This window comes from Gillisia hiemivivida (genome assembly GCF_007997295.1).
GTDB lineage: Bacteria > Bacteroidota > Bacteroidia > Flavobacteriales > Flavobacteriaceae > Gillisia > Gillisia hiemivivida.
The window spans coordinates 37,881-64,008 of the sequence record NZ_VORY01000002.1; the positions used below are offsets into that span (position 1 = coordinate 37,881).

A 26,128-nucleotide genomic window follows, 5' to 3' on the forward strand; every position below is an offset into this window, starting at 1 on the left:
TATACTACTTAATGGCATTATTTCAAGCTTCGGTACTTAAATCACATCTCGCACTACTCGATGAAACAGTGATCGAAAAGGCATATAAAAAATATCAAAAATATTTCTGGAATACGACGATACAGGAAAATATTAAAAGTGCCAAAGAAGAGCAATATCAAGCGACGTTTCTAAACGAACTATTCGTAAATATTTTAGGCTACACGCTATTTCCAAATCCTAATTCAAATCTAACCACGGAGTTTAAAAACGAGAAAAATGCCCGCAAAGCAGACGGGGCAATAGTTAAAGATGGTAGCGCTATATGCGTGATTGAATTAAAGGGCACGAACACTAAAGATCTTGAAAGTATTCGACGCCAAGCCTTTGATTACAAAGCGAACCAAAAAGGTTGCGTATATGTGATTACTTCCAATTTTGAAAAGCTGCGGTTCTATATCAATGATGCAACTGAGTTTGAAGAATTCGATTTGTTTACGCTTTCACGAAAGCGATTTGATCTTCTTTACCTATGTCTACATATAGAAAAGGTTCTCAATAATACACCTCTTAAAATTAAGGAAGCATCTATAGCTGAAGAAGAGCAGATCACTAAAGCATTTTATAAAGATTACTCAAACTTTAAGCGTGAGCTGTATCGGGATTTGATAAAAAAGAATTCTAAAACGGTTAAAGAAAAATTAAACATATCTGCAAACAGTGAGAACCAGGAGGATATTGTTCGACTTGAAAAAAATATAAAACTAACCCTATTCCAAAAGTCTCAAAAGCTAATAGACCGTTTCCTTTTTATCTTCTTTGCTGAAGATAGAATGTTACTACCCTCTAATTCTACTCTTCAAATTCTTAACAAATGGAAGGATGATTGGGATTTTGGAGATGAACGACCTCTATACGGACTTTTTAAGCAGTATTTTAATTATTTGGACAATGGTCGTAAGGGAACAGAGAAACGTGCTGAAATCTATGCATATAATGGCGGACTGTTTAAACCAGATTCCATTCTTAATGCACTGGAAATAGATAATGATCTTTTATATAAATACGCTTTAAAACTATCAAATTACGATTTTGAAAGTCAAGTAGATGTAAATATCCTTGGACACATATTTGAAAACTCACTCAACGAAATTGAAAGTGTAAATGCAGAGATTGAAGGTGCAGCTTTTGATAAGCAGACCAGTAAGCGAAAAAAGGATGGTGTTTTTTATACTCCAAAGTATATTACCAAATATATTGTTGAAAATACGGTAGGCAAATTGTGTAATGAGAAAAAACAGGAATTGGGTTTCGATGAAGAACAATATTTTAAAGGTCGTAAAAACCGAAGTAAAAATACCATTGAAAACCTGGTAACTATTCTTGATAAATATCGTGAGTGGTTATTACAACTAACAATTTGTGATCCTGCCTGTGGCTCAGGAGCATTTTTAAATCAAGCACTTGATTTTCTAATTAAAGAACATACTTATATTGACGAACTGAAAACAAAAATTTTAGGCGGTGGATTACAATTTCCGGATATAGAAAATACCATATTAGAAAATAATATTTATGGGGTTGATCTCAACGAAGAAAGTATAGAAATTGCCAAACTTTCCCTTTGGTTACGTACAGCTCAGCCACGTCGAAAACTCAACGATTTAAGCAGTAATATCAAATGTGGAAACAGTTTGATCCATGATAAAAAAGTTGCTGGAGACAAAGCATTTATATGGGAAAATGAATTTCCTGCTGTCTTTATAAAAGGTGGTTTTGATGTAGTGATTGGTAATCCACCTTATGTAGTTTACATCAAATCGATTTTTGGAAAATCTACATTAGATTACATAAACAAGAATTATAAGTATTCTGAATATAATCCAAACACATATGCATTATTTACCGATTTAGCTTTAAATACACTTTTAAAGGCAGATGGTTATTTAGGTTTTATTATTCCTAACAGTTGGATGGATGGTCAATATTTTTCCAATATGAGGAAGGATGTCTACAATACTTTAATCGAAGAAATTGTTTATTTAAAGAATACTGCATTTGATGAAGTTGTTGAAACAGTAGTAATACATATTAAAAACAGTGATATAACCCCAAATTCAATAAAACTCACAACAGATATAAAAGAAAATATTTTTAGTCCTGTAACTTTTGAGAAAGATCGTTTTATCAAAGGCCACAATCCATTTATATACTCTTCAAATCCATTATTAGAAAAATTAGATAATGATTTTGAAAAATTGAAAGAACACGGTATTGTATATCGTGGTTTAGAAACAAGAAATAATAAATTATGGCTATCAGAAGAAAAAAAAGATGAAAATCATTTACCTATTCTTTTGGGTAGAGATGTGAACAGATATGATATAGAATACACAGGTACTTATGTGAATTTCATCCAAAATGAAATGAAAAGTAATGCAAATCTTGATATGTATTTGCAACCGAAAATACTTATGCGTCGGACTGGTTCGTCAATTATCGCTACAAAGGATGAAGATAATTTAATGGTACTGAAAAATTCTTATTTGATCATACCCGATGAGATTTATAAATTAGATCAGTTGTTGGCACAACTCAATTCATCCCTATTCGCCTTTTATCACAAATCAATGACAAGTGCTGAAAATAAAGCATTTGCCCAATTTAAAGGAACATATATATTAGATTTTCCCGTCAACTTTGATGAAGCAATGGATTTTTCTAATCCTGTTAATAAAGCAATTTATTATAATACAAATCTCACAAAATTAAAATCTTATTTCAAAACATATTTCTCTGGTCAATATAGTCTTTTGAAAGTTACAAGAACTCTTGAATATTGGTATGAGCTTGATTTTACCAAATTTATTAAAGAACTCAACAAAGCAATAAAGGCTACCAATAAATTAAGAGCAAAAGAAAATCTTGCTCCTATCGATACGCTCACCAAAAAAGACGAATTCGAGTGGATGGAACTTTTTGAGGAAAACAAGAAAAAAGCACAAGAACTTCAATGCCAAATTGCTAGCACAGAAAAAGAAATAGACCAGATGGTTTTTGAGCTATATGGGCTTTCAGTTGAAGAAATTGCGATTGTTGAAAATAGTTAAATGAGAAGTAAAACCCATATTTTAGAAGAGAAAAGCGTCCACCAATTAAGAAATATCTTTCCAGCTAAATGGGTTATAAGGGAGAAGGGAAGAGATTACGGTATTGATATTGAAGTGGAGATATTTGATGATAATGAGCAACCTACAGGATTAGTTTTTTGGATACAATTAAAAGCAACAGATAGTAAATCAAAATCAATAAAAAGGTCAATAAATATGCCTATCAAAAAGATCAGGCAACTGGCTAATTATGATTTACCAGTAGCTATATTTAGATATAACGCTGATGACAACCAATACTTCTTTGATTGGATTAAGCGTTTTGCATTTTTATCGTCCAACTCAAAGAATAAATCTTATACTCTAAAATTTAATGATGCCGAGTGCTGGAATACTGAAAGTTCAGAAAAAATTCATTGTGATTTAAAAAATTTATCTCAATACACCAGTAAATCATTTAGCTTTCCCTTAGTAGGTTTCATAAATCACATTTCTGGACCTACAAAGTATAAAAGAATTCTATCCGCCGCGATTGGAGAGAAACATTTATTGATAAATTTATCAAGACACAAGTCAACAGCACCACTTGAAATAAATCTGTTAGAAGGACAATTGGTTTTAAATTTAAAATCAGCTTTCGGTAGTTCGATAGGCTGGGATGAAAAATTAGAAACTATTGATGAAGATTTTCTTTTAGACGTTTTTCATAAAGCCTTAGTTCTGTTTTTAGCTAACACCGGAAAACGGAAAGATTTAAGGCAACTAATAAGTGAATACGATTTATTGGATAGTTTTTTAATGCACAGTCCAATTCTAACATATATCCTTCCTGAATTAATTGCTTGTGATACCGACAATATTTTTCTACCCAAAATAATTGATTCGATTTATTTGTCAGATGATTTGATAAATCAAAGCTTCTTACAAGTAATAGTCTTTTTAGGTAATAATAATTTTATAGACAGACCAAAGGTTGAAGAATTTTACAACAGATTAATTTTACTTTGTATAAAGCATAATAATCAAAGCTTTTTAAGTACGGCATATTATAATTATGGTAGTTATTATAAATCCTACTACATTTTAGACAAAGCTCTTCATTACTATAATAAAGCTAGCAAAACAGATAATTCTTATTTGGATCGTTTTTATTTCAAAAGGGAATTAGCTGGTATATTATTTCAAATTGGGAGATATAAATGTAGCGTATCATTATACAAGGAAGCTATACCATTAGAAAAGGAAAATATTTTTCTTTTTGCCACTTATGGAGATGCTTTGATGTATTCTGGGGAGTATAAATTAGCTTTTGAATATTTTGACAAATTTCTCACGGCAAATGATAGGCTTGAGGACAACGAAAAACACGATAAATATGAATTTAACATTAAGTTCACGTTATTACACTTCTTAATAAATATTATTGGTATTGAACATCAAGTACGAAAAGAATTTGCAGCAAATGAGAAGCTTAAAAGATTAAATGAAAGTGAACTAGGGCAGTTTGACAAAATTTTCGAAGTATTATCTCTCGATGCTATTTATCCAACAGCTTGGTATTTGTTGACAGAGTATTATTTAAAGAATGATAATCCACAAGGCTATTTTTTAAGCATTCTTTTTCAAGCGGTTGTTGTTCAAAACAACCCGACAATCTGGGCATTTGTTAGCATTCTATGTACGTATCAAGAAATGGAAAACAATATCCTATTCGATATAGTAAATACAGCATTTTTCTACTGTCGCAATGATTTTTTGAAAGCTTTAGATCGTCTGATTAATTTAGAAGATTATAAAGACTTTAAAGGAGAAGAATTTATCTCTATGGTAGAAAATATTATTCGGGATCCTAAAGAATATCCAATGGAAATGAGATACTGGGATGGAGAGAAACCAAAAATAATCAAGCTATCTAAATAGATGCAGAGTAAAAGCGCAAAAATAAAACTGAAAGATCACTGGCCATCAAATTTCTTACCTGATGAAACTCGGGAATTTGAGGAAATAACGGAAAGTTTTCCTACAATGCTGGCTAAGCTTACAGACAAGTCGAGAGTTATAAGTATTTATAAAAACTTTGGCAAAGAAGGAGTAGGAAAAGTAACTTCTCGTAAATCTTTAAAATCCTTAATTCCTCAATTAGAGCAAGAAGAAGATTTTACAGGAGTTTATTTGTTTTGGGTACATGATGAGCCATTTTATACAGGTATCTCACGGGGCGTTATTAAGCGTATTCATCAACACGTAAAAGGATCAAATCATTTTTCATCTTCTTTGAGTTACACGATGGGTAAAGAATTTCACAATGAGATAGAAAGTATAAAGCATACTGGTACCAGAAAGGAACTTGATTTTGATAAGTTTTCAGGACCTTTCAAAAAAATATTAAGAAAAGAATGCCAGGTATCACTGCTACCTATAAAAGGTTCAACAGAACTCTACCTATTTGAAGTATATGTCGCAGTACAGTTAAAATTGCATTATTACAACAGATTTAAAACACATTGAATTATGTCGAGAATAAACCATAGATATGTCAATAACTTGATTTTTGGCAAGTAACGGGCAATAATTTGATATTGAAAGGTATGTCAGAAATTATAATCCGGTTTCTTCATCCCGAATTTTTTCCATTTTAATTTCCTTTTCAAAGTGTTCAATTTCCAATGCTGCCCAGGATTGTATATTTTCAAGATGATGATCTTTTAGATCCTTAAGAATAGTTATTCTCGATTGTAAATAGGGTACGCGGGAACCAGAGGTCATCATAGAATGTAAATTACTTGATAGAATACTCAAAAAATCAGGATCTTTTCCAAACGCGTCTATAAGTTTTCTTGTCAATGAAAACCAGCCATTAGCATCACCATATAATGGTAAATAGCGCAACATCCATTTGGCTGCTCTAGGGTGGTCAAATAGCCATTTTTCGAGTTTGTCAAGGTGTTTCTTATTCTTGAAAAAAGGATGAGAATTTTCAGTTCCCGTCACCCAATTCATATCAAAAATCTCTGAAAAAAACAGAGCCTCTCCTTCTTGAATTAACAGCTCCCCATAGACCGGCCATGCAGCATCCCAATCAGCTACTAAGGAACCATTGGCCACATTAGCTATATGATAACCGCTTCCTTGGTTCATCCCCCGGTTTTTAAAAGTCTCGGTGATATTGAGGGCCACAAACATTGCTATAGTCTCATCCACCGTTAAAAGATACATCATTAATTCTTCCCACTCATAAAGATCTGTAAACTTCGAATTTAATACCAATTCAAGCAGGTTGGAGCGGCTGACAAAGCCTTTTAAATATTCTACCAGTTCGGTATCCTCCATTAATTCCTCCCTCTGATGATCCTTGATATACCAATAAACAATCTTAATAATTTGTGCTTTTGTTGAGTCATCTCGTTCCTCCATGTTTTGAAAGTATTCAATAAGTTCATCGAGCGATAACTTGGCAAGTTCACGACGAGCAAATCGATACATCTCTGGATCTATACCCTCATCGATTAAATCCAAAAGTTGCTTGGCATTGTGAAGCACCGGAGACATCGTTTGAAAAATTACAAATGCAAAAGCTGATTTCTGATCAATAAATCGATTAAAAATCTTTTGCACTTCAGACTTTTGCAAGCTGTTCAAATACCCCGTTAGAAAAGCTGTATTCCAAGAGGCTGTTATTTCATCACCTATCAGAAAATCCTCGATAGCGGTTAGTAATTTCTGGTCATATCCGTGGACATCCCCATAGGATTCTCCAAATTCTAGCCCCTGGTACTGGGTTCCTGTCATTAAATTTTTCAAATAGGGCACAAGCGAGATTCTCTCTTGATGAATCTCTTTTGCAAATTCATTCGTTTTAATTTTCTGCTCCTTATGATCCTCTCCTCGATTATATGCATAAGGTTCGGAAACTATTTGCGCAATTTTATCAGGAATAGTTTGTGGTGCCAGTACACCGATCAAATCTGTGACCAGTGTCTTAAGGGAGTTAGAAGAGCTTGGGGAATGTAGATTTATATTTAATGAGCCTAAAATTTCCTTTTTTTCAATTGAATCCGCGACGATATTTTCAAGACTCGGCCGTAACTGAGTAATATCATATCCTAATTGGTCCAAATCGTTTAAACTATCGACAAGTGCCTTCTGACTAATATGTTTTAATACTAGATCGGTCGAGTCTAAAAAGGCTTTTAAAATATTCAATAACTCATCGATATAGAGATATACATCTTCTATAGTTTCAGGTTGATAATCTTGCAAAGGTGCCGACCCGCCCTCATCTTCTGCACCAATCATTCGATGATTTATTGTTTTATTTAAGGCTGAAGAACAGGTTTCCAGCGTTAATTTATAGTAATCAAAATCTTTTTTTCTTAAAGCCCATTTTAAAACTGGAATGCGATCCTTATAGGCTACCTGGGTTCCAGCTAGCTGAAAGCTAAAGAGCTGTTTGAAGTAACTTGTCGCATTGTTACTATAGAAGAATTCATTTTCGGCAACTGCAAAGGACATCAATACTCTTGCGGCATCATAAAACACAGCCTTTCTGAAACAAAGTCGCTCAAGAGCCCAAATCAGGTTTTGTCTACCTTCATTCACAGACTCTAGGTAGGTTTTGGACTTATCCAGATAATGTTTAACCATGGTTTTAGTAGTCGCTTCTGGATTCACAATAACAACAGAGCGGAAAAGATGTGAACCCATTCTAGAATTTAAAAGTTCCGCAGTTGAAAAATTTCCGTTATAACCCCATAATTTACCTACTAAGGTTTTGGCATGTTGGGCGCCTTTCAATTTTTGCAACTGCTCTGCGATCGGAATTTGATATGATTTTGGGATAGAATTTATAAAATCCTCTCCTCCAGAAAGACTAGTTTCCTCCCAAAAAATAATAGCCAATTTCAATGCTAATGCATTGGGTCTGATCATAATTTTATTTCCTCGCCGCTCAATATTCCGACGTAATAAAAATTTTTTGATTGTCTTTTCAATATGTTCTCTGGATATTTTGAAAAAAGTTGATATAAATTCAACCCCTTCCAGTAGCTGATCATACCGAGATCGATCTATTTCAAATAATTCAATTCCTGGATATTCAAACACTTTAAAAATGGCTAGGATCTTAAGAATCCTGAATTCCTCCTCAACCATCTCATTCCGACCAAAAAGTAGTTTTTTGATCAGATCAATATCCACCATTTCATGAAGATTCTGATCCAGGATCGTAGCATTGGCAAAATCAATGGCCATTTTCATATTTCCTTCAGAGAAATCGATAAGGTAACGAATAGCCCCATCGGTAAGTATGCCATGATATTTTTCTGTTAATATCTGCTCGGTAATTGATTTATAAAACTCATCTTTTAGTTCGATTTTGGAAACCGTATTACAATATCGTTTAGAGAGTTGATCAAAGTCTAGAGTTACTATTTTTAGTTGACTATCATTACGATCACATTCTGCCTGAAATTTAACATGTAAATCAGGAGAGCAATTATCCAATACTAGAATAGCCTGAAGATTCTGAGCATGACTCCTTACATAATTTAAAACTTCATTAGCATTTTCGGAAATATCAAAATAGACCATTTGTTCAGAAATGGCTTTACGCATTAGGTCAAAAGATCCATTTTTCAATTCTCCTGGATTGAATACCTCGTTGATTAACCGGGTTTTACCGATTCCTGACGCCCCTTCAATACGCACATGCTTCCCCTCATATATTATTTTACGTAAGTTCTGAATGATTAAATTAATTTCATCGTTGGACTTGAACTCCTCATGAGGATATGAATTTAATTCTTCGTAGGTAAATAGACCTAAAGGCTTGGTTTGATGTGTGCATTTTTGGACATAAGATACCGCTGCAATATATTGATTAGTCCAGTCTCGGATCAGATTGGCATCAAAAATTTCTAACTTTGCCTCCTCAGCATAATTATCAGCATCATCCTTAGATAATCCTTCATTTATTTTTCCTTCTATAATTCCTTGGCGTAAAGCTGCTATTCTTGGGATGATATCATTAGGGACTAATAAATCATTCGTGAAGAGGACATAAATCCCTTTTTTGTCAAGAATTTCGCGAACCCGAGGTTTAAGGACTTTCTTTTTATTAAGAACTTCATTTTTGCATTTGTTAACCTCCATTTTAGCGGCCTTACTCTGAATTAAGGTATCAGTATTTTTAATCCATTGAGAGTTTTTGGGATCGGTTGTTTGCAATCGACCATCTTCACCACCGTCTGCCCTGTTAATATTTTCCGGAACGCTTATATAAATATTTGGAAAGTCATATCTCAAATGCTCATTGTATAATAATTTCAATAACAGATGGGGTAGCTGAGAGGCATCCAGTTGTTTGATTTGTTCGGCTGTGACGGTATTCATAGATGAGATCGGAGTTTAATTTTAAATCCCTAAGATATCAAATTCTGAAATTAGTAACAAGATTTATGAACTATTGTGATTGGTTCTATTATTTGCTTAACTTCAATCCGCTCTACTAAATTTGCAGAACAAAATTTCTAATATATTGTAAATAAAATTTTTTTATAGTATGTGTTAATAATGCTGGAAACTAAAAATAATTAATGACAAAAAAAAACACCCAATTCAAGTAGAATTGGGTGTAATTTCGGGTTTCAAACTCATAACTAGCTGATTCTCATCTGACATTGCGGAGGATTCTAATATTCAAATAAATATTGTTTCTGTAAGAAGAATTTTAAAACAATTTCTCCCTAACTCCACTTTCTGTTACCTTCCACTCACCTTCATCCTTAACCAATTTAAAGGTCTCCGGTTTTTCCTCATAAGCGGTCGTGAATTTCACCCAGGCATTGTTTCCATTAATGCTGTCGCTAATCAGCTTAAAATTTGAATCTTTGGCATTATCCTCCTGAGTAAATAGTTCCTGCACACTAACGAAAGATTCATAACTCTCTGGGGTGGTGTATTTTTCTAATGTTGGCAGATCCTTACTGTAAAAACTCTCCACTACCGTTTCAGCTGTTTCAGTAGGGCTCATTTGAGACTCCGCACAGGAAAAAATAACTACCAGGATTAAAATTAAAAATGTGTTTTTCATGATAAAATGCTAATTAGGGTTATTGATAAAACGCTGTTTAACTTTCAGTTTCAAATCGCGTTCGCCATTTTTTTCGTTGAGATCTAATACTACCTCTTTATCAGCAGCAATGGAAAATTTTGGCATTACATAAATAAATCTGGCAGATTGACCTTCCTTGATTATCCCGGGCATTTGATATTTCAGGGATGGCTCTTGAACCAGTTTTTGCATAGATTTTCTTTTTCCTTTCTTCGTGGTTTGAACCGACAATTCCAGGAAGCTCACTTCATAATCTATAGTAGATCTATTTTGAATTTCCAGCACAAAAAACAGATGCTCCTTATCGAATACAATGTTTTCTACTCTTAGAATGATATCATTTTTTCGCTTTTTAATACTTCCAATACCTTGCTTCTTCCCAATTAAATAAGAACAAAATTTTCTGAAATAATTTTTATTTGAAACGGATATACTCTTATCTGAATCATCCTTTAAACCTAGGTCATTCCTGAGGTCTTTAATCCCGTCAGAAGCCGGAAAAACATTGCCTATACTATTGGTTTCAGCAATAAAATAATTCAGTTTTTTAAGATCTTCGGAATACTTTACAATATACGAAAAAATAGCTCCTGAATCACTGATAACCAGCAAATTACTTTCCTTTCCGGGTGTTGCCTGAAGCAATCCGAAATGTTGTTCTTTCTCCCTATTATAGGTGAAAACAAAATTTTCTGAACCTGTAATCCCCTGCTGAATAGGAGAAGGAAAAAACAAGGCTACATTCTTTTGGTCATTAGCGTAAATGGTGTCAAGCTTTATACTCTGGCTGCATAATTTCAACGAGAACAGAACCATGAATATTATTAAAATTGAATTTTTCATTTTTTTAAAATTTTAGTGTTTTTAGAAGTTTTAATTAGCCTGCTTTAAAATAAGCTTGTAGTTATTGGTAATGGTCACTTTGATATTTTTGTTATTTCTCTGAAAAATCTTTTTGATCCCTCCAACCTGCGGTACTCCCGCAATATTAATATCATCTACCACATCGCCAATTACCTCCCTAGTGGCATCGGCACGGAAGCTATTTTCCACATAAATTCCCTCACTGCCATCCTGAAGATCGTAAGCTTTCAGTTTTACAGGGTGCTGATTGATATTCTCCATTTCGATGATCGCACGATTAGGCTGAAAGCGAATAAACCCGTAAATAAGAGTGTTCTTTTTAATAGCAACCCCATCGATTTCTGCCTCTTTGATCAATCTCATACGCAATCGGCTATTCACCATAACCACTTGCTCCCCATCCACTTTTGCATAAATAGATTCTTCAGTTTTCAGTGCGGTGATTGCGGCAGTATTCTTCAGCGGATTTGAACTAAAAAACAACTGATGTTCCAGGCCAATTTCCTTGTTGGCAATCTTATTTTCTTTATTCAGAATAAAAGAGGTATCTGCAATTACTTCAGAATAATTGGCCTTTTCAGCTTCACTATTCCTGTAGCGGTTTTCAGTATAATTAATCCGTCCGGAATTATAGATGCTGTCCACAATCCGCTCTTTTTCCTTTTCCCTTAAATCTGGATCATAGAAACCAAGCGAATCTATCAGCTTTTCATCATAGATGCTTGGCGCATTGGTTTCCCTTACCTCCTTGAGAGCATTGACCGCGTCCAGTTTCGATTTGTATTCCTTCTGATCCTGTTTCAGTTCAGGAACTTCAGTTTGTTCGAGGGTTTCAGATTCATCATCCCCATCTCCCATCACAAGAACAGAATATGAAATGATGAATATGAGGATCAATGCCAGCACACTCCCGAATACGATTTTGTTTTTCTCAATTTTCATTAGTTATCTTTTTTAAAGTGTTTTCAAAATAATTTGTTATCAGCAGTCCGTGGGTATTATTTGGGAAGTTCCTATCAACTTTAATCAGGTTTCCGGTGGAAACCAGTTCATAGGTATCGACAATAGAACCCCTATTGATTTCAAAAACTGTGGTAGTCCTGAATTGGTTAGGTTGCACCTCAAGATCTACTTCAGATTCTATGCTTAGGACATTCTGTACCAAAGAATACTGAAGCAAACGGTTATAAACTCCATCTGCCTTTTTCTGCCGGTATAAATTATCTACCGAGCTATTGCCAAGCCATAGTGCTTTTTCCAGGTTGCGTTCATAATTGCTCGCATCGATATCATAAAAATAGCTGTGGAATAATTCCAGATGCGCTAATGCTTCCACCTTGAGATTTTCTTTCTGGCTCACCCATTTTAACGGAATTACAGCACCGTCCGAGTTTATGGCAAAGGCATTATTTAAGGCCTCCTTATTTATTTGAAAAACAATCCATGCAGAAATCGAGGTGGAGAAAAATGCCATCAGAACAACGCTAATCACTACAAACCGATTGATTTTAAGTACCGAGTAAATATTTTTATAAGGTGTTTCCATTTCTAAATTATTAATCTTCTTTTAGGATGTAAAGAGTTTAAGGGTGAATGAAGTTGCACGGGTATAAAGCTTGAATTTTAGAAATACGATAAAAGCAATAGACCCGGCTTCCACAATGATTCTTATAATGCTGTTATCTGTTGATGACCCCAGAAGGTTGGACCAAAAATTGGCGTTGATCTCTGAATAAAGCGTATTCACGAAAATGTTCACCAGGAAAAATGCCGGAACAAGCATATAAATCCCCGCATACAACCTAAAAAAATTATAGGCCATCGTGCGGAATTTTTCAAATACCGCTAGGCTGATCACCAAAGGAAAAAAAGCCTGCATGATCCCCAGCAAAAAATACCGTTCCGCTAAAAACAACGGGTAGATAAAAAGATCCACAACCCATAAAAACAGACCCAGAACAAAAGAGATAACCTTTACCGGGTATAATGGCGTTACCAGGGCTTCATATAATAAGGCCATCGCTTTCTTAGCAGCTTCCAGCGCACCTACGTCCTGTTCAATATCTATATCCTGAAGTTGGAGAGGGATGAGCGCGGGTGCCGTACCCCGATAATTCGATTCTATGGCCACCAGGATCGCGTCAAAAAACCCAAGCACCTGGGTGGAAAAAATAACCAGCAGAACAATCGCAAAGTTTTTCGCCAGTTCCCCGGGACTCAATCCCCAGGTATACCCAGAATTTTCAGCAATACCTTCGTTGTATTTTTTCAGGATATTCACCAGGAAAAATAGTACACCAAGGCTTTTCATCCCCGCAATGGTATATTGGGAGAAATCACTGCTTTTTATGGTTTGAAAAACAGCATCCACATATTCGAGTCCAATTCCTAAAAAAATACCTGCAGTCATGGGTTAGAAATTTGTTTCCCTGTTATTGATCTTGTCCTGCATTTCCCTGAATGAGATTATATCCTGATACCTTTGAATCTTCTGATTGATCTCTGCTACCATCTCTTTCGAGCTCAATTCTTTTTCTTTAAGAATAACCGCTCTTTCCGCATCCGTCATTTTTAAATAGTTACTGGAAAGCACCTCATCAATAAAATCGAGGTCTTCAAGGGAATTGTTGATGATGGCATTGAACGATTCAGAGATTCGGGAAACCTCTTCCGTTTTGATATACGGAGAGTTGAGAATTTTCCGAAGGTCATCACGTACCACATTGAAAAGTCGCTGATTATTTTCAGCGATCTCCCGCACAGCTTTCAACTGCTTGATAACACTGTTTACTTTTTCCAGATTTTCCTTCTGTTGTTTTAGAAATTCTACCGTTTTAAGCAATTGCGAAGTCTGTTTCGCAGATTCTATCAGCGATTTAGCCAAGCTTATAAAATTCGTATTATCATAAACCGGCATTCCCTGGGCCGTAGCACGGCCAGGCATTAATAAGACAATGGTTATTAAGACTAAAAAGGTCTTGATTTTAGTTTTGCTCACGACACTCTTAATGTTTAAGTATTCGTGAATTTTCTTTGAAATTTTCATACTACTTGTTTTTTGGGTTACTAAATTCTGTGATTGCTTTTTCCATATTTTGATGCTTTTCATAAAGCGCCATTATTTCTTCATTTTCGGCACCATCAGTCAGGTAGGCAGCATAAACTTCTTTCGGAACTTCCAGGCGGAACACATTGCTCTGCTTTCCTATCTTGATAAATATTTCGGTGTATTTTCTTTGGCCGGAAAGGTTGTTTTTTATCGATTTAAGCTGGTTTAAATCATGGCTAGAGAGGTTAAGCCGTTTCTTCAGCTCATCATATCCTTTTTCATTATGAAGGCTGTAGATCACCTGAGTGTTCTCCAAGATGCTTGCTGAAACAGAATTATTTGGTAGTTGGTTTATAGACTGAAGGATAATTCCAATAGCTCCATTCTGTTTCCGGATTGCCTGATAGTAGAACTCTACACTTTCCAATACATTCTCGAACTTCAGCTGCTTGGCGAACTCATCAAAAAGGATGATCCCCTTCTCTGCCCTGTTTTTCCAGATGGTACGCTGAATGGCAGATTTTATCAATTTCAGCATAACAGAAAGGATCTCTTTATTATCCTTTACTTCATCCAGTTCAAAAACAATCAGCCGTTTATCTTCAATTTTATAAGTCTGATCTTCCCCTGCTTCAAAAAGAAAGCTGTAAAGACCATCTCCCACATATTCTGACATGATGTGCAGGAAATTTTGAATGTTGAAATAATCTGGATGGATACTTAGATCTTTAAGCAGAGTTTTCTGGTTGTTTTCTATAAACCGATAAAAACTCTCCAGTGAATGCTGCCTTGGCACAGTCTGATAATAATGAAGCAGAATCTTTTTTGCTGAAACCGACTGACTTCGGCTAATTTTTACATCTGATGCAAAGAGTTCGAAAACAAATACCGATAGATCTTCTAGCCTCTCCGGGCTCAGATCGTCCAGACTACTGATATAAAAAGGATTTATTCCCAGATTTTTACCGCTCTCATAACGCAGGATGGTGTATTGGCCGGGATATAATTTGGCAAATTTGGTATAGGAACCACCAAGGTCGATGATTACCAGACGCACTCCGGCTTCAAAATACTGGCGAAGGATGTTATTGGCCAGGAAAGACTTCCCTTCACCCGTGGGCGCGAAAATGGCAAAGTTCCTTGCTTTAATCCGGTTTTTCTTCTCATCCCAAACGTCTTTAAGCACAGGAATATTAAACTCCCGGTCATTGAAAATAACACCTGTGGAATCAGATTTATAGTTGGTATTATTGATGAACAGGCAGAGTGCATGTTTAAGATCGGTTACATACAGGTCTTCATTTGAAAAGTTTGGGGAAAAGCAGAAAAAGCTATTCAGAAAATAATTCTTACGCTCTTCCCCACCCGGAGAGTAAGGAATGATATCCAGTTCCTTGAATTCGGTCTTTATCCTGGAAGCTATCTTTTGGAGCTCTTTAGATTCCGCAGACCAATAAATTACATTTAATTGTCCGCGGATGATCCTTGAGCTGTCATCAGCATTTATCTGTTCCAGAATATGCTGGATCTTTTTGAGTACTACTTTGTTCTGCGATCCAAAATTGGAGCTTTTACTAAGTTCTTCAATTTTCTTATCCAGAAGCTTGCGCCATTTCTGTTTATCATCCAAATAAATTAGCTGGTTTACAATATGGTTTTCATTTAAAGTCAGCCCAAGACCATCAACAAATCCCTGGTGAAACTTGAAATCATCTGAAGTAAAATGCTCATTAATCTTACTGCTTTGAACGTTTTCTCCAAAACAGAGTTCGCTATTCACAGCCAGAACATCAAAGTAATTTTCCCCAATATGAATGTGGGATTTATCTAACAGAATATCAGTATCAAAATCCTGATTAAACCCGTTGAAATAAGTGTTACAGATTTCATTGATTTCTTCGGAAGGAAGAGGTAAAAGTTGAAGCTTACGGCTATTATTTATATAGGAAACCGAATCGCTTACAGCTCCAATAAAACTATGGACGTTCTCATCCAACTGCTGAGAGATCTGCTTTGAGATATTTCGGAAAGGATTTACAAATTTCGAATTATTTAAAGTCCTGTTTCTGGTCAGGATAAAAAACAGGTAACAATCGTGCTGGATAAAATCACGTCCCCTAAAATGTTGATAGGTAGCTTTTTCAAGAAAAGTGCTATTGGGTAAGTCAGCCGCGGAATATTTCAGTTTTTGATAGACATCCTGTTTATGAACGATGCAACCAACAGGCAAAGACTTTAGAGCCTGAAACCAGGTAGTATGTAAATCCTCAAAATCCTTTTCAGATAAAGAATAGATCTCCGGTAATTTGATTTCATAGCAAAGGGCCACATTACCATTTCCGGCAAATACAATATTCTCCTGAATATTGGCTATTGGTGGATGAGATGCCAGATTAATCCTGCTCATAATTGAAATGATTTGATTTCTTATTGCTGATGATCTCAGGAAATACCTTTGAGAAGTGAAATAGTTGAGGAGAAGCTGATATTCTGGTTAGCGCGATATAAAGTGCGGCATTAAAAATGAATACTCCGACCATCACCGAGAAACTGAATGAAAAAATAATCATCAGCAACGCTCCTACTACGGAAATCATCATTAGTGCGAAGAGCGAGATGGGCAACCCCCATATCACTGCTCTTTTCCTGATGTTTTTATAAATTTCGAATTTCTTCATAGTGTTTAGATATTTAAAAGCTTCGCACGGCTTGATTATACTGTGATTGAAATGAGGTAGGTAAAAATGCCCACTACTGCTCCAGCAATTAGCACGAATACTAAAACCCTGGTAATACCTTTTTTTAAATCCGCGTTTTCACCAAAGAAATGTCCGGCGTTAAAAAGGAATCCTACAAGAAATATCACTCCTAAAAGGATGGGGAAAATTGTTCTAACGGTATCAGAAATATCCGATACAGAATTTTCTATTCCGCCAATCTGTGCGAAAAGCGGAATAGAAAAAAGAGATAAAAAAAGTGTTAGGTAAATTGATTTTTTCATAATGAACGTTTTTTGATCTGCTCTCGCAGAGTGGTTGATGATGACCACTTGATGATTAATTTTTATGAAATTTATTGTGAAAAGGAAAGAGGTGCACTAAATGTTCAAACTTTAACGCCAGTTCATGTTAAACTCTGGAAGATTCTCAAAAAACAGATTGATTCTTTGAATTTTGTTGAAACAAAGAATAATTTATGGAACTCAGGAAGTCAATTTTTAGCATCTTTTTCTTCAGCACTATAGCTATTTTCCCACTTGAAAATTACTCTCAGACTGAGAAAGCTAATCAGTTTGTTATTGTTGTTGATCCCGGACATGGAGGAAGTGACCCCGGTGCTGTTGGAATCAATGGAAATTTGGAAAAAGAAGTGGTCTTGAAAATAGCTCAGGAGATGATTAGAATAAGCAAGTTATCTCTCGAAGATGAATTTAAGATCTATCTCACTAGATATAAAGACTCCTTAATTTCTTTAGGGGACAGGGCGAAACTCGCAAAAGGATTAAAAGCTGATGTTTTTATCTCGCTGCACTGCAATCACTCTGATAATCCCGATGCGCAAGGGCTTGAAGTTTATGTATCCAACATCAAATCCCAGCAGTCCAAAGAGTCGATCCTATTAGCTTACCGAATCCAAAAAGAAATCAGTAAAGAATTGGGTTTCAAAAGCAGGGGTGTAAAATTTGCCAATTTTAAGGTGCTTCGGGAATCTATTGCGTACCATCCGGCTGTGCTGATAGAATTGGGGTTTTTAAGTAATTGGGAGGAAGAAATTTGGTTGAGCAATCCGGAAAATTTAAATTATTTGGCTTCTTTAATTTTGGTTGCTATTCGGAAAAGTTTGGATCTTTAGTAAAGTGATTTCACATTCTGGCATATCCGGTGATATTTCTGGGTGAAAATGTATATTAGTTTGATTATAATTAATTTTTAAGCAACCTTTGCTTTGTGAAAAAGTGTGTTCGCAGTTGCCGATTCGTGGTGCGAGCATATATTGCATGTACGTGAGAAACCTTTCCTGACCTGTGATTTCTTATGACCACATTTGAGGCATTTCAAACCGTCCTGCCAGTTAATCCCAGCTAAATGTTTCTTGCAATCCTCGTCGATTTGGAACCGATCAGAAAACTCTAGAAGGTTTTGCACCTTAAATATATCCATAATATTATGGATCTTAAAGATATAAATACTGAGCTCTATAACTTTTAATGTGATTTACACATTGTCATAACTTAAAATAACTTTCGAGGTAATGGGTTGTGCTTGGCAGGTTAAAATCAGGCCATTATCTATATCACTGTCAGTTAAAATATTATTTTGGAGCATATTTATTTTCCCTTCAGAAAGTATCGCAATGCAACTACTACACACGCCTGCTTGGCAAGAATAAGGAACATCAATATCTTCATCTAATGCAGCTTCCAGTATGTTTTTCTTTTGAGGCATATTAAAAGAATAATTTTTCTCATCTAATAAAAGAGTGATTTCTGCATTTCCGTTAGCTGTTGTTGTTTTTAATGCTTCAATAGGAGTCGTCGATGTGGTAAACAATTCAAAATGAATATTGTCTTTTTCAATACCATGTTTTTGTAATGCTTCTGAAGTGGCTGCTGTCATTGTTTCTGGACCACAAAGATAAAAGAGATCAAGTTCAAGATTTTTATGTTTATCCTTCACGATATATTCAACTGTATTTTTATCAATACGACCAAATAAAGTATTTTCTTCATCGGACTGACTAAAAACAAACTCTAATTTAAATCGGATAGGATATTTGCTTTTAAGTACAAGTAATTCGGAATAAAAAATGGTATCTCTAGGGGTTTTATTACCGTAAACAAGGATAAATGTGCTAAGAGGTTCCTCTTCTAAAACGGTTTTTAAAATACTTATAATAGGTGTTATACCACTTCCAGCAGCAAAAGCTACAATTGTTCTTTTAATAGATCTAATCGGTTCAAATACAAAACGACCTTTTGGCGGAGCTACTTCTAAAACAGTATTAGCTTTTAAAAAGTTATTGGCATAAACCGAAAAACTACCTCCTTTAATCATTTTAACAGCAACTTTGAGTTCTCCACTTATAGGAGAAGCGCATATTGAATAATCTCTACGGATTTCTTTGCTGTTAATTTCTGTTTTAAGCGTTATATATTGTCCTGCTTTAAATTTAAAAAAAACCTTTAAGTCTTGAGGTATATTAAAATCAATGATAACGGCATTATTCGTATTTTTATTGATTTTCTTTATCTTGAGTTGGTAAAATTTAGACATATTTTTGTTTTTATTCGGAGGCTTTTCAACTTTAACTCCCTACTAATAAGGTAAAATCACAATTGATTTACAAATATTTATCAAAACATTAAACACTACTAAAAAAGCCTTAACCTTAACCTTAATCTTTCCAACCCCCTAGCTTTAAAACAACATTTGCTAATTCAAATAATTAAACGTACTCAAAATTTATAGGAGAAATTGCGGATTATATCGGCCAAATTCAATGAATTATTAAGATTAAGAATTAAGACTTATATTTTCTAATATCTTGCTAATAAAATTTAATCAACGGTTCTAATGAAAACCTATCAAATGGAACTTAGGTGATTTATGTTTTTTTCTTTTTCTTTTTTTTAAAAATCTTTCTAATAGTAGGAGAGGTAGTAAACCATAGCGTAAATCCGCTTAATACTGTTATTAACCCAAGAATAGAAAACACTCGCAGAATTATATTGTTAAAATCATCTCTGCCTTCATAATCCATCGTATGTGTCATCCATAAAAAATCAAAAATACGCCAGTCGCGATGTCTTACAGTTTGAAATTGGCCATTATTAACCGATATATATGCTTTTAATGCTTCATCATTTGTATAAGAAACTACATATGCCGGCAATTTTCCTACATCCTTTCTTTGGCGAAATTCATGATGTCCTCCAGTCTCTGTTAGTACGTCAATTGAAGCCACTTTTAAATCATCCCTCACATTTTTTTTTGCAATATAAAGTGCTTCATCTTGAGTAATTCCAATTTTTGCATCACCTGTCTTAGCATCAAAGAGTTTGCTATCATTCAGCCAATAATAGGGCTTATCTGCAATATTTAACAATTCTAATGATGTGATATCTTCATTTGATTCTATTTCGGCTGGGCTAATCAAATTATTGAACGATGTTTTTATCATCGTTTGATTAAGAAATTGGTCCCCATGAATTTCATCTATATCTGTCCAGCTAAAATAAAGCCCGCTAACAGTCCACATGATGAATTGAATACCAAGAAATAAGCCTAAATACCTGTGAGTTTTCCTGATTTTTTTTGCTGTGTGTCTATTTACCATAATTTTTAAATTGGAAGGGGACGGTTGATATAATCAACAACCTTCCCCTTATCTGTTTTTTATTAACCTTCTTAGTAGCCTTCCGTTTGTTCCATTCCAGATGCCTCAATTTCGCTGGCTGGAATTGGACAAATAGTCCTATTATCTGTAGCCTGAATATCCAAATTAGATACATTTACCCCAGTGTTTACGTGTTCAGAAACAGGACGGTTAATATCTTTCCCTCTTCGTATATAGTCATATACACCATGCCCTTCCAAAGCAAGCTCCCTTCTTCTCTCTTTCGCTATTCTTTCTTGTAGTGCTTCTCCGGTTTCTGTAACCTGATTAGCAGCGAAGTTCGTAGTTCTTTTTTCAATAAGAGTATTCAGGTAACTTAATGCTTCTGATTCTCCGCCACCAGCACCGTTGGCAGCAGCTTCTGCAGCTATTAAATACATTTCGGAAAGTCTTAGTACTGGAATGTTATGAGCACTTAAGCCACCTCCATCACTACGGTTTATATATTTTATGAAAGCTAGCTGAGTGCCTTCTCTATCCTCCTCAAGCAATGCAGCTCTTGGGTCTCCTTCATATGCACTCAATAAGTTCACAAAAGTTTGGGTAGCTATTATATCTCCCTGAGCTCCATTTTTAAAATCAAATTGAGCCCCCAGTCCATTACTACCAAGAGAGTTCTCATCTGAGATACTCAATTCAAAAAGAGATTCAGAATTATAATCTTCAAAAACGTAAGAATTAACCCCCATAAGTTTATCCTCACCTCTGGTGGCGATCACTTCTTCTGCATATTTAAGAGCGTTCTCCCAATCTTGTTTATAGAGGTAAACACGGGCTAACAAAGCCTTAACTCCGTTTTTAGTCAGATGTTTGGTGCTTCCTTGATCCCAGCTGTTTTCCTCTAACAAATCAAGAGAGCTTTGCATATCAAGTATAATTTGATCATATGTTGCTCCAAGACTACTTCTCTCTATCACAATCTCGTCAGAAGAAAGCTTTAAAGGTAATCCCTGTGAAGATGCTCCTGACTTTATCCACGGATATGCAAAGGTCCTGGCCAAGTCAAAATAAATCATTCCTCTTAGACCTAAAGCTTCTCCAAGTATCTCCTGCTTTTCTGCAGAATTACCTTCAGCTGCGTCGATATTGTTTATGATAAGGTTCAAATTATTTATTGCCTTAAAAGACTGAATCCACAAGTCTTCGCAGCTTCCACTGCTATTACTGTTTTCTTCATATTTATAGGCTATGATTTCATAATCCCTGGGGTTATAGGTGGTTTTAATAAATCTAAAGTCGGTACCTTTAACGGCCGCCCTTTTATATAAAATCCTTCCTAAGTATGTATTTCGGGATATTTCGTTGTACGTCCCCGTCAATAGTTTATCAAGTTTTTCTACTGAATTAAGCACCAGGTTCTCTGAGATAACATGATCTGGTGTTTGGTCCAGCAGATCCTCGCTGCAACCTTGAAGAAATACTAATCCTAAGATGAGAATGCTATTTTTAAATATTTTCATTTTAATGCTTTTTAAGTTCTAAATGAGTTCTAAAATTGTAATTGAATTCCTAACAGTACAGTCTTGGCTGTTGGTACCTGGAAGAAGTTTACTCCGTCAGCAATAGCTTCGGGATCATACCCATCCAGCTCGGTTAACAGAAATAAATTATCCCCCTGTAGGTATACAGATCCTCCCTTTATAGTATTCCCTAAGGCCGGAAGATTATAACTCAGTTTGACGTTCTTCAACTTCAGATAATCTGAATCATATAAATGTCTTGTGGAAACATCATTTGAGAATGTTGGGTTACCGTTAATCCTGATAGGCACAGTAGCATCTGTATTATTTGGGTTCCATGGACTCAATTGAGCAACTGTGTTGGTGTACTGCGGAGCAAATCCATCATCATCACGCATAAATGCGGTTCGATCATATACCTTTCCTCCTAAGCCAAAAGTAAATAGGAAATCCAGTGTAAAATCTTTATAGAACAACTGGTTGAAGATACCTCCCTGAAAATCCTGCAACGCATCGCCAAAAATCCCAAATCCGGCTTCCTGGGCATCTGTTGTTATCTCTCCAGTCCTTTCTCCATTCTCTAAAACATGATATTGCGCATATCCATTTGAAGGGTCCACACCAGCATAATCCCTTAAATAAAAGGAATAAATACTTTCTCCTTCCTTAATAATTAAAGGATCCTGACCATATCTTGAACTATATGTAGGAACTATATCATTCCTTAACTTTGTAATCTTGTTGTCAAGAATGGTTAGATTAGCACTGGTACTCCAAGAAAAATCTTCTGTTGATATAGGATTATATCCAATTTCAAACTCCCATCCTTTATTGATCATTTCACCGAAGTTCTGCAATTGGGTGATAAATCCAGTAGTATTAGAAACAGGGACGTTTAGTAATAAATCTTCAGTTTTTTTATGGAAGTAATTAATTGTCATATTTAGTTCGCCAAATAAATTAACGTCCATTCCTACATTAAAATTTTTACTTAATTCCCAGGAAAGATCGGGGTTTTGAAGTTGCCCATAAGACAGGCCGGATTCTCCACCATAGCCTTTTCTATCGGTTTCAAAAAACGCCAGAGCGGCATAATATTGAGGAGGCAAATTCCCATTTGTTCCGTAGCTCCCTCTAAATTTCAGATAATCCAATCCATCTATATCCAAGAAATCTTCTTCGGTCGCTACCCAGGCTCCCGAGAGAGACCAAAATGTTCCCCAACGAGAATCTTTTCCAAATCTTGAAGAACCATCACGCCTAAAGCTTGATGATAAATAATATTTTTGATCAAAATTATAAGACACCTGAGAAAAATAAGATAGTAGTGAATAATTTTCTGAAAAACCGGTATGGGACCAGAGAGTACCAATACTGCTTGCAGATAACAATTCACTATCTAAAACATCATAACCGTAGACATTAATAGAATTCATTTTTGAAACCTGAGATTCCTGCCCTAACAAAACATCAAAACCATGTTTTCCGAAGTCGTTATTGTAATTTAAAATATTCGTAACGGTATATTGAAATACTTCACTTTTCACACGATTAAGAACACCATTCCAAATTCCTCCACCTGCACCAAATACTTTATTGTCATATAAGGTTTCATCTATTGCCTGTTGATCTACACCAAAGGTGGTCTTGAAGCTAAGCGGGTCTATGATTTGAAATTCAGCATAGGCATTTCCTCTTACCCTAAATTCAGTATTTTTATATTCTCCCACTGTCAGCAGCCCAATCGGGTTAGCATTTTTCTCAATATCATTCGGCAGATTTGCAAAACCTCCGAAACCTTCCGGATCATAAATGGGGGCGGCCGGTGGTAATACACGGGCCATATATAGTGGGTTTAAACCGCCTGCATAGGAGCCATCGATGATCGCTGCATCTCTTTCAGACTTAGCTACAGAAAGATTTACTCCTAATTTAAGCCAGTCCTTAGCCTGATTTTCAAGATTTACTCTACCGGAGTAACGTTTCAGCCCTGTTTCTATCATCGTTCCTGTTTGATCAAGGTAATTACCTGAAACATAGAAAGAAGTATTCTCACCCCCTCCTCTTGCAGATAAATTATATTTTCTAATTAAACCATCTTGATAAATAGCATCAAGCCAATCTGAATTGGCATTTGTGGTTCCATATATTCCTTCGTAATCACTCCTGGCCTGATTCTCATAATTACTATAAAGACCATTATCTCCATACACTCTCGTGAATTCAGCATTTTCAGTATTTTGGATGTATTGGTTTACTTGTCCTTCAATCCAAAGGCCTTTAAACTGATCATTGTTGATTAACTTTTCTTCAGTAAGATTCTGACTCCAACCTGTTTCAACACCTAATGTAATTTCCGTTTCTCCTTTTTTTCCATCTTTGGTAGTTATAATAATAACTCCATTTGCAGCTCTGGATCCATAAAGAGATGAAGCCGCTGCATCTTTTAAAACAGTGATGCTTTTTATATCTTCTGAATTAATTGTCGATAATGGGTTATACGAGGTAGAACCTACCATATTATCCCCAGCTCTTAAATTTGAATTGGTATTAATAACAACACCATCCAAAACATACAAAGGCTGAGTATTACCGTTAATAGAACCAATACCCCTTATCTGAACATTTGATCTTCCTCCCGGCTGTCCTGAAGTAGAAACATTAATCCCGGAAACCTTTCCTTGAAGAGCAGTTTCAAAACTAGCTGTTGATCCACGTGTAAGTGCCTCGGATTGAACAGTCTCTGCTGCACCGGTAAAACTTCTTTTATTAGAAACTCCATATGCAACAACCATCACTTCATCAAGAGATTGTGCGCTATTCTCCATTTTCACATCAATAACATCTTCAGCGCCAACAGTACGGTTTACAACTTTCATACCTATATAACTAAAGTTAAGCACATCCCCAACATTAGCTTTTATTGAATATAATCCGTCAAAATCGGTTTGAGTTCCTGTTCTGGTATTTTCAATACTAACATTCACGCCTGGCATTGTCATTCCGTTTACATCTGTAACAGTACCTGAAATCGTTTTTTCCTGTGCAATGGTCAACTGCACAACTAACACTAAGAATAGTGTAAAAACTGTTTGAAATTTATTTTTCATAAATATTTGATTTTTAGATAATAATGTTTCTGAGGGGAATATGTACTGGCTTTTCCAATGTATTGAACACTAAATTCATAATAATCACTCTCCAAACTTTGTACAATTCAAACTTAGCGTTATTTTTGATACCAAATAAGACCAACTTAGTTAATTATTGATACTTATGAGTGATCAAATAGAAATTAGACATCTTAGATATTTTTTAGCAGTTGCTGAAGATTTACATTTTAGAAAAGCTGCGGAGCGATTATACATTTCTCAGCCTGGGCTGAGTAGACAAATAAAACAAATGGAAATTGATCTGGGAATCCAATTATTTGAACGACACAATAGAAAAGTGAAATTGACACATGTGGGAGAATATCTTAAATTTGAAATAACAAAAAATTTAAAAAATTTAAATCAAATAATTAACCATGCCAAATTACTCCAAAATGGTAAGGAAGGTAGTTTGACTATTGGTTATGTGGGGTCTGCGATACAGAAAATCATTCCAGAATTATTATTAAAATTTGAGGAGAGATCCCCAAACATTATTTTCGTTCTGAAAGAAATGGATAACCAAAAACAAGTAAAAAATTTACTTTTACAAAATATTGATATAGGCTTTGTTAGACTAGATAGGGTACCGGTAGGTTTGAGTATTCGATCTGTTTTAATAGAAACTTTCTGTTTAGTTTTACCTAAAGATCATCCAATCGATAGCTCTAATTTCAAGAGCTTATCTCAATTTAAAGATGAATTTTTCATATTGTTTGACCCCAAATTTAGTCCGCCATATTATGAAAAAGTAATGCGAATTTTTGACGATAATGATTTTACTCCAAAAGTATCTCACAGCACTATACATGCTAATTCTATTTTCAAGCTAATTGAAAATAATTTTGGCATTTCTATTGTGCCCAAATCTTTACAAATGCCATATTATGAAAATATCAAGTTTATTGAATTAATAGATATTCCACAGCGAACAACTTTATCGGTGGTATGGGATAGGAAAAATACAAATCCTGCTTTAGATGATTTTTTGAAATTACTTTAGGGTA

General features: G+C 35.1%; 19 protein-coding genes and 1 pseudogene. 5 read left to right on the top strand and 15 right to left on the bottom strand.

Annotation, left to right across the window (positions count from 1 at the left end):
• Positions 1–11: 11 nt before the first annotated feature.
• Genes ES724_RS02420 through ES724_RS02430 form a run of 3 tightly spaced genes read left to right on the top strand, consistent with a single transcriptional unit; the run spans position 12 to position 5,597 of the window.
• Positions 12–3,089: an Eco57I restriction-modification methylase domain-containing protein gene (locus ES724_RS02420; RefSeq protein WP_146929089.1), complete on the top strand. Its 3,078-nt coding sequence runs from the start codon at positions 12–14 to the stop codon at positions 3,087–3,089.
• Positions 3,090–5,009, top strand: coding sequence for a DUF4365 domain-containing protein (locus ES724_RS02425; protein ID WP_146929092.1), 1,920 nt, complete (start codon positions 3,090–3,092; stop codon positions 5,007–5,009).
• On the top strand, positions 5,010–5,597 hold the full coding sequence (locus ES724_RS02430) for a hypothetical protein (protein ID WP_146929095.1): 588 nt from the start codon (positions 5,010–5,012) through the stop codon (positions 5,595–5,597).
• A gap of 90 nt (positions 5,598–5,687) precedes the next feature.
• On the opposite strand, the gene ES724_RS02435 is transcribed toward ES724_RS02430, so the two are convergent.
• The 10 genes from ES724_RS02435 to ES724_RS02480 form a co-directional block, all read right to left on the bottom strand.
• Positions 5,688–9,479, bottom strand: a complete 3,792-nt coding sequence (locus ES724_RS02435) for a hypothetical protein (RefSeq protein WP_146929097.1) — start codon at positions 9,477–9,479, stop codon at positions 5,688–5,690.
• Between the two features lie 337 nt (positions 9,480–9,816).
• Positions 9,817–10,179, bottom strand: a complete 363-nt coding sequence (locus tag ES724_RS02440; protein WP_146929100.1) for a nuclear transport factor 2 family protein — start codon at positions 10,177–10,179, stop codon at positions 9,817–9,819.
• Between the two features lie 9 nt (positions 10,180–10,188).
• On the bottom strand, positions 10,189–11,043 hold the full coding sequence (locus tag ES724_RS02445) for a DUF4138 domain-containing protein (protein ID WP_146929103.1): 855 nt from the start codon (positions 11,041–11,043) through the stop codon (positions 10,189–10,191).
• Between the two features lie 30 nt (positions 11,044–11,073).
• Positions 11,074–12,006 carry a conjugative transposon protein TraM gene (gene traM, locus ES724_RS02450; RefSeq protein ID WP_146929106.1) on the bottom strand — a complete coding sequence of 311 codons (933 nt, stop codon included), beginning with the start codon at positions 12,004–12,006 and terminating at the stop codon, positions 11,074–11,076.
• The gene (locus ES724_RS02455; protein WP_146929109.1) at positions 11,996–12,610 is read right to left on the bottom strand and encodes a conjugal transfer protein TraK; all 615 of its coding nucleotides are present in this window, start codon (positions 12,608–12,610) and stop codon (positions 11,996–11,998) included. The genes traM and ES724_RS02455 overlap by 11 nt, the downstream gene beginning before the upstream one ends.
• A 21-nt stretch (positions 12,611–12,631) precedes the next feature.
• Positions 12,632–13,474: a hypothetical protein gene (locus ES724_RS02460; protein WP_146929112.1), complete on the bottom strand. Its 843-nt coding sequence runs from the start codon at positions 13,472–13,474 to the stop codon at positions 12,632–12,634.
• Between the two features lie 3 nt (positions 13,475–13,477).
• A complete protein-coding gene (locus ES724_RS02465) occupies positions 13,478–14,008 on the bottom strand; it encodes a conjugal transfer protein (protein ID WP_146929912.1) in 531 nt (176 codons plus the stop codon).
• Positions 14,009–14,111: 103 nt separating this feature from the next.
• Positions 14,112–16,520 carry a TraG family conjugative transposon ATPase gene (locus ES724_RS02470; RefSeq protein ID WP_146929115.1) on the bottom strand — a complete coding sequence of 803 codons (2,409 nt, stop codon included), beginning with the start codon at positions 16,518–16,520 and terminating at the stop codon, positions 14,112–14,114.
• Entirely contained in the window at positions 16,507–16,791 is a 285-nt protein-coding gene (locus ES724_RS02475; protein ID WP_146929118.1) for a hypothetical protein, read from the bottom strand. The genes ES724_RS02470 and ES724_RS02475 overlap by 14 nt, the downstream gene beginning before the upstream one ends.
• 35 nt (positions 16,792–16,826) lie before the next feature.
• Positions 16,827–17,114 (bottom strand): hypothetical protein, encoded by a 288-nt coding sequence (locus ES724_RS02480; RefSeq protein WP_146929120.1) that lies wholly within the window; start codon positions 17,112–17,114, stop codon positions 16,827–16,829.
• Between the two features lie 194 nt (positions 17,115–17,308).
• Between ES724_RS02480 and ES724_RS02485 the strand changes: the two genes are divergently transcribed.
• Positions 17,309–17,965 carry an N-acetylmuramoyl-L-alanine amidase family protein gene (locus ES724_RS02485; RefSeq protein WP_146929123.1) on the top strand — a complete coding sequence of 219 codons (657 nt, stop codon included), beginning with the start codon at positions 17,309–17,311 and terminating at the stop codon, positions 17,963–17,965.
• An 86-nt stretch (positions 17,966–18,051) separates the two neighbouring features.
• Here ES724_RS02485 and ES724_RS16665 read toward each other — a convergent pair.
• The 5 genes and pseudogenes from ES724_RS16665 to ES724_RS02505 all read right to left on the bottom strand — a co-directional run.
• Positions 18,052–18,273, bottom strand: a pseudogene (locus ES724_RS16665) (IS1595 family transposase); the annotation flags it as partial.
• Between the two features lie 54 nt (positions 18,274–18,327).
• Positions 18,328–19,386 (bottom strand): ferredoxin--NADP reductase, encoded by a 1,059-nt coding sequence (locus tag ES724_RS02490; RefSeq protein ID WP_146929126.1) that lies wholly within the window; start codon positions 19,384–19,386, stop codon positions 18,328–18,330.
• 331 nt (positions 19,387–19,717) lie between these two features.
• Positions 19,718–20,449: a PepSY domain-containing protein gene (locus ES724_RS02495; protein ID WP_146929129.1), complete on the bottom strand. Its 732-nt coding sequence runs from the start codon at positions 20,447–20,449 to the stop codon at positions 19,718–19,720.
• 71 nt (positions 20,450–20,520) lie between these two features.
• Positions 20,521–21,969, bottom strand: a complete 1,449-nt coding sequence (locus ES724_RS02500) for a RagB/SusD family nutrient uptake outer membrane protein (RefSeq protein WP_146929132.1) — start codon at positions 21,967–21,969, stop codon at positions 20,521–20,523.
• Between the two features lie 29 nt (positions 21,970–21,998).
• Positions 21,999–25,079 (bottom strand): SusC/RagA family TonB-linked outer membrane protein, encoded by a 3,081-nt coding sequence (locus tag ES724_RS02505; protein WP_146929135.1) that lies wholly within the window; start codon positions 25,077–25,079, stop codon positions 21,999–22,001.
• Between the two features lie 166 nt (positions 25,080–25,245).
• On the opposite strand from ES724_RS02505, the gene ES724_RS02510 reads away from it, so the two are divergent.
• Entirely contained in the window at positions 25,246–26,124 is an 879-nt protein-coding gene (locus ES724_RS02510; protein WP_146929138.1) for a LysR family transcriptional regulator, read from the top strand.
• Positions 26,125–26,128: the final 4 nt, after the last annotated feature.

Excerpts from the sequence above, each read along its gene's own strand:
- ES724_RS02445 (WP_146929103.1), bottom strand. The coding sequence starts at position 11,043 with ATGAAAAATTCAATTTTAATAATATTCATGGTTCTGTTCTCGTTGAAA.
- ES724_RS02455 (WP_146929109.1), bottom strand. The coding sequence starts at position 12,610 with ATGGAAACACCTTATAAAAATATTTACTCGGTACTTAAAATCAATCGG.
- ES724_RS02505 (WP_146929135.1), bottom strand. The coding sequence starts at position 25,079 with ATGAAAAATAAATTTCAAACAGTTTTTACACTATTCTTAGTGTTAGTT.
- ES724_RS02475 (WP_146929118.1), bottom strand. The coding sequence starts at position 16,791 with ATGAAGAAATTCGAAATTTATAAAAACATCAGGAAAAGAGCAGTGATA.
- ES724_RS02495 (WP_146929129.1), bottom strand. The coding sequence starts at position 20,449 with ATGGTAAATAGACACACAGCAAAAAAAATCAGGAAAACTCACAGGTAT.
- ES724_RS02490 (WP_146929126.1), bottom strand. The coding sequence starts at position 19,386 with ATGTCTAAATTTTACCAACTCAAGATAAAGAAAATCAATAAAAATACG.
- ES724_RS02500 (WP_146929132.1), bottom strand. The coding sequence starts at position 21,969 with ATGAAAATATTTAAAAATAGCATTCTCATCTTAGGATTAGTATTTCTT.
- ES724_RS02430 (WP_146929095.1), top strand. The coding sequence starts at position 5,010 with ATGCAGAGTAAAAGCGCAAAAATAAAACTGAAAGATCACTGGCCATCA.
- ES724_RS02470 (WP_146929115.1), bottom strand. The coding sequence starts at position 16,520 with ATGAGCAGGATTAATCTGGCATCTCATCCACCAATAGCCAATATTCAG.
- ES724_RS02460 (WP_146929112.1), bottom strand. The coding sequence starts at position 13,474 with ATGACTGCAGGTATTTTTTTAGGAATTGGACTCGAATATGTGGATGCT.
- ES724_RS02425 (WP_146929092.1), top strand. The coding sequence starts at position 3,090 with ATGAGAAGTAAAACCCATATTTTAGAAGAGAAAAGCGTCCACCAATTA.
- ES724_RS02465 (WP_146929912.1), bottom strand. The coding sequence starts at position 14,008 with ATGCCTGGCCGTGCTACGGCCCAGGGAATGCCGGTTTATGATAATACG.
- ES724_RS02440 (WP_146929100.1), bottom strand. The coding sequence starts at position 10,179 with ATGAAAAACACATTTTTAATTTTAATCCTGGTAGTTATTTTTTCCTGT.
- ES724_RS02480 (WP_146929120.1), bottom strand. The coding sequence starts at position 17,114 with ATGAAAAAATCAATTTACCTAACACTTTTTTTATCTCTTTTTTCTATT.
- traM (WP_146929106.1), bottom strand. The coding sequence starts at position 12,006 with ATGAAAATTGAGAAAAACAAAATCGTATTCGGGAGTGTGCTGGCATTG.
- ES724_RS02420 (WP_146929089.1), top strand. The coding sequence starts at position 12 with ATGGCATTATTTCAAGCTTCGGTACTTAAATCACATCTCGCACTACTC.
- ES724_RS02510 (WP_146929138.1), top strand. The coding sequence starts at position 25,246 with ATGAGTGATCAAATAGAAATTAGACATCTTAGATATTTTTTAGCAGTT.
- ES724_RS02435 (WP_146929097.1), bottom strand. The coding sequence starts at position 9,479 with ATGAATACCGTCACAGCCGAACAAATCAAACAACTGGATGCCTCTCAG.
- ES724_RS02485 (WP_146929123.1), top strand. The coding sequence starts at position 17,309 with ATGGAACTCAGGAAGTCAATTTTTAGCATCTTTTTCTTCAGCACTATA.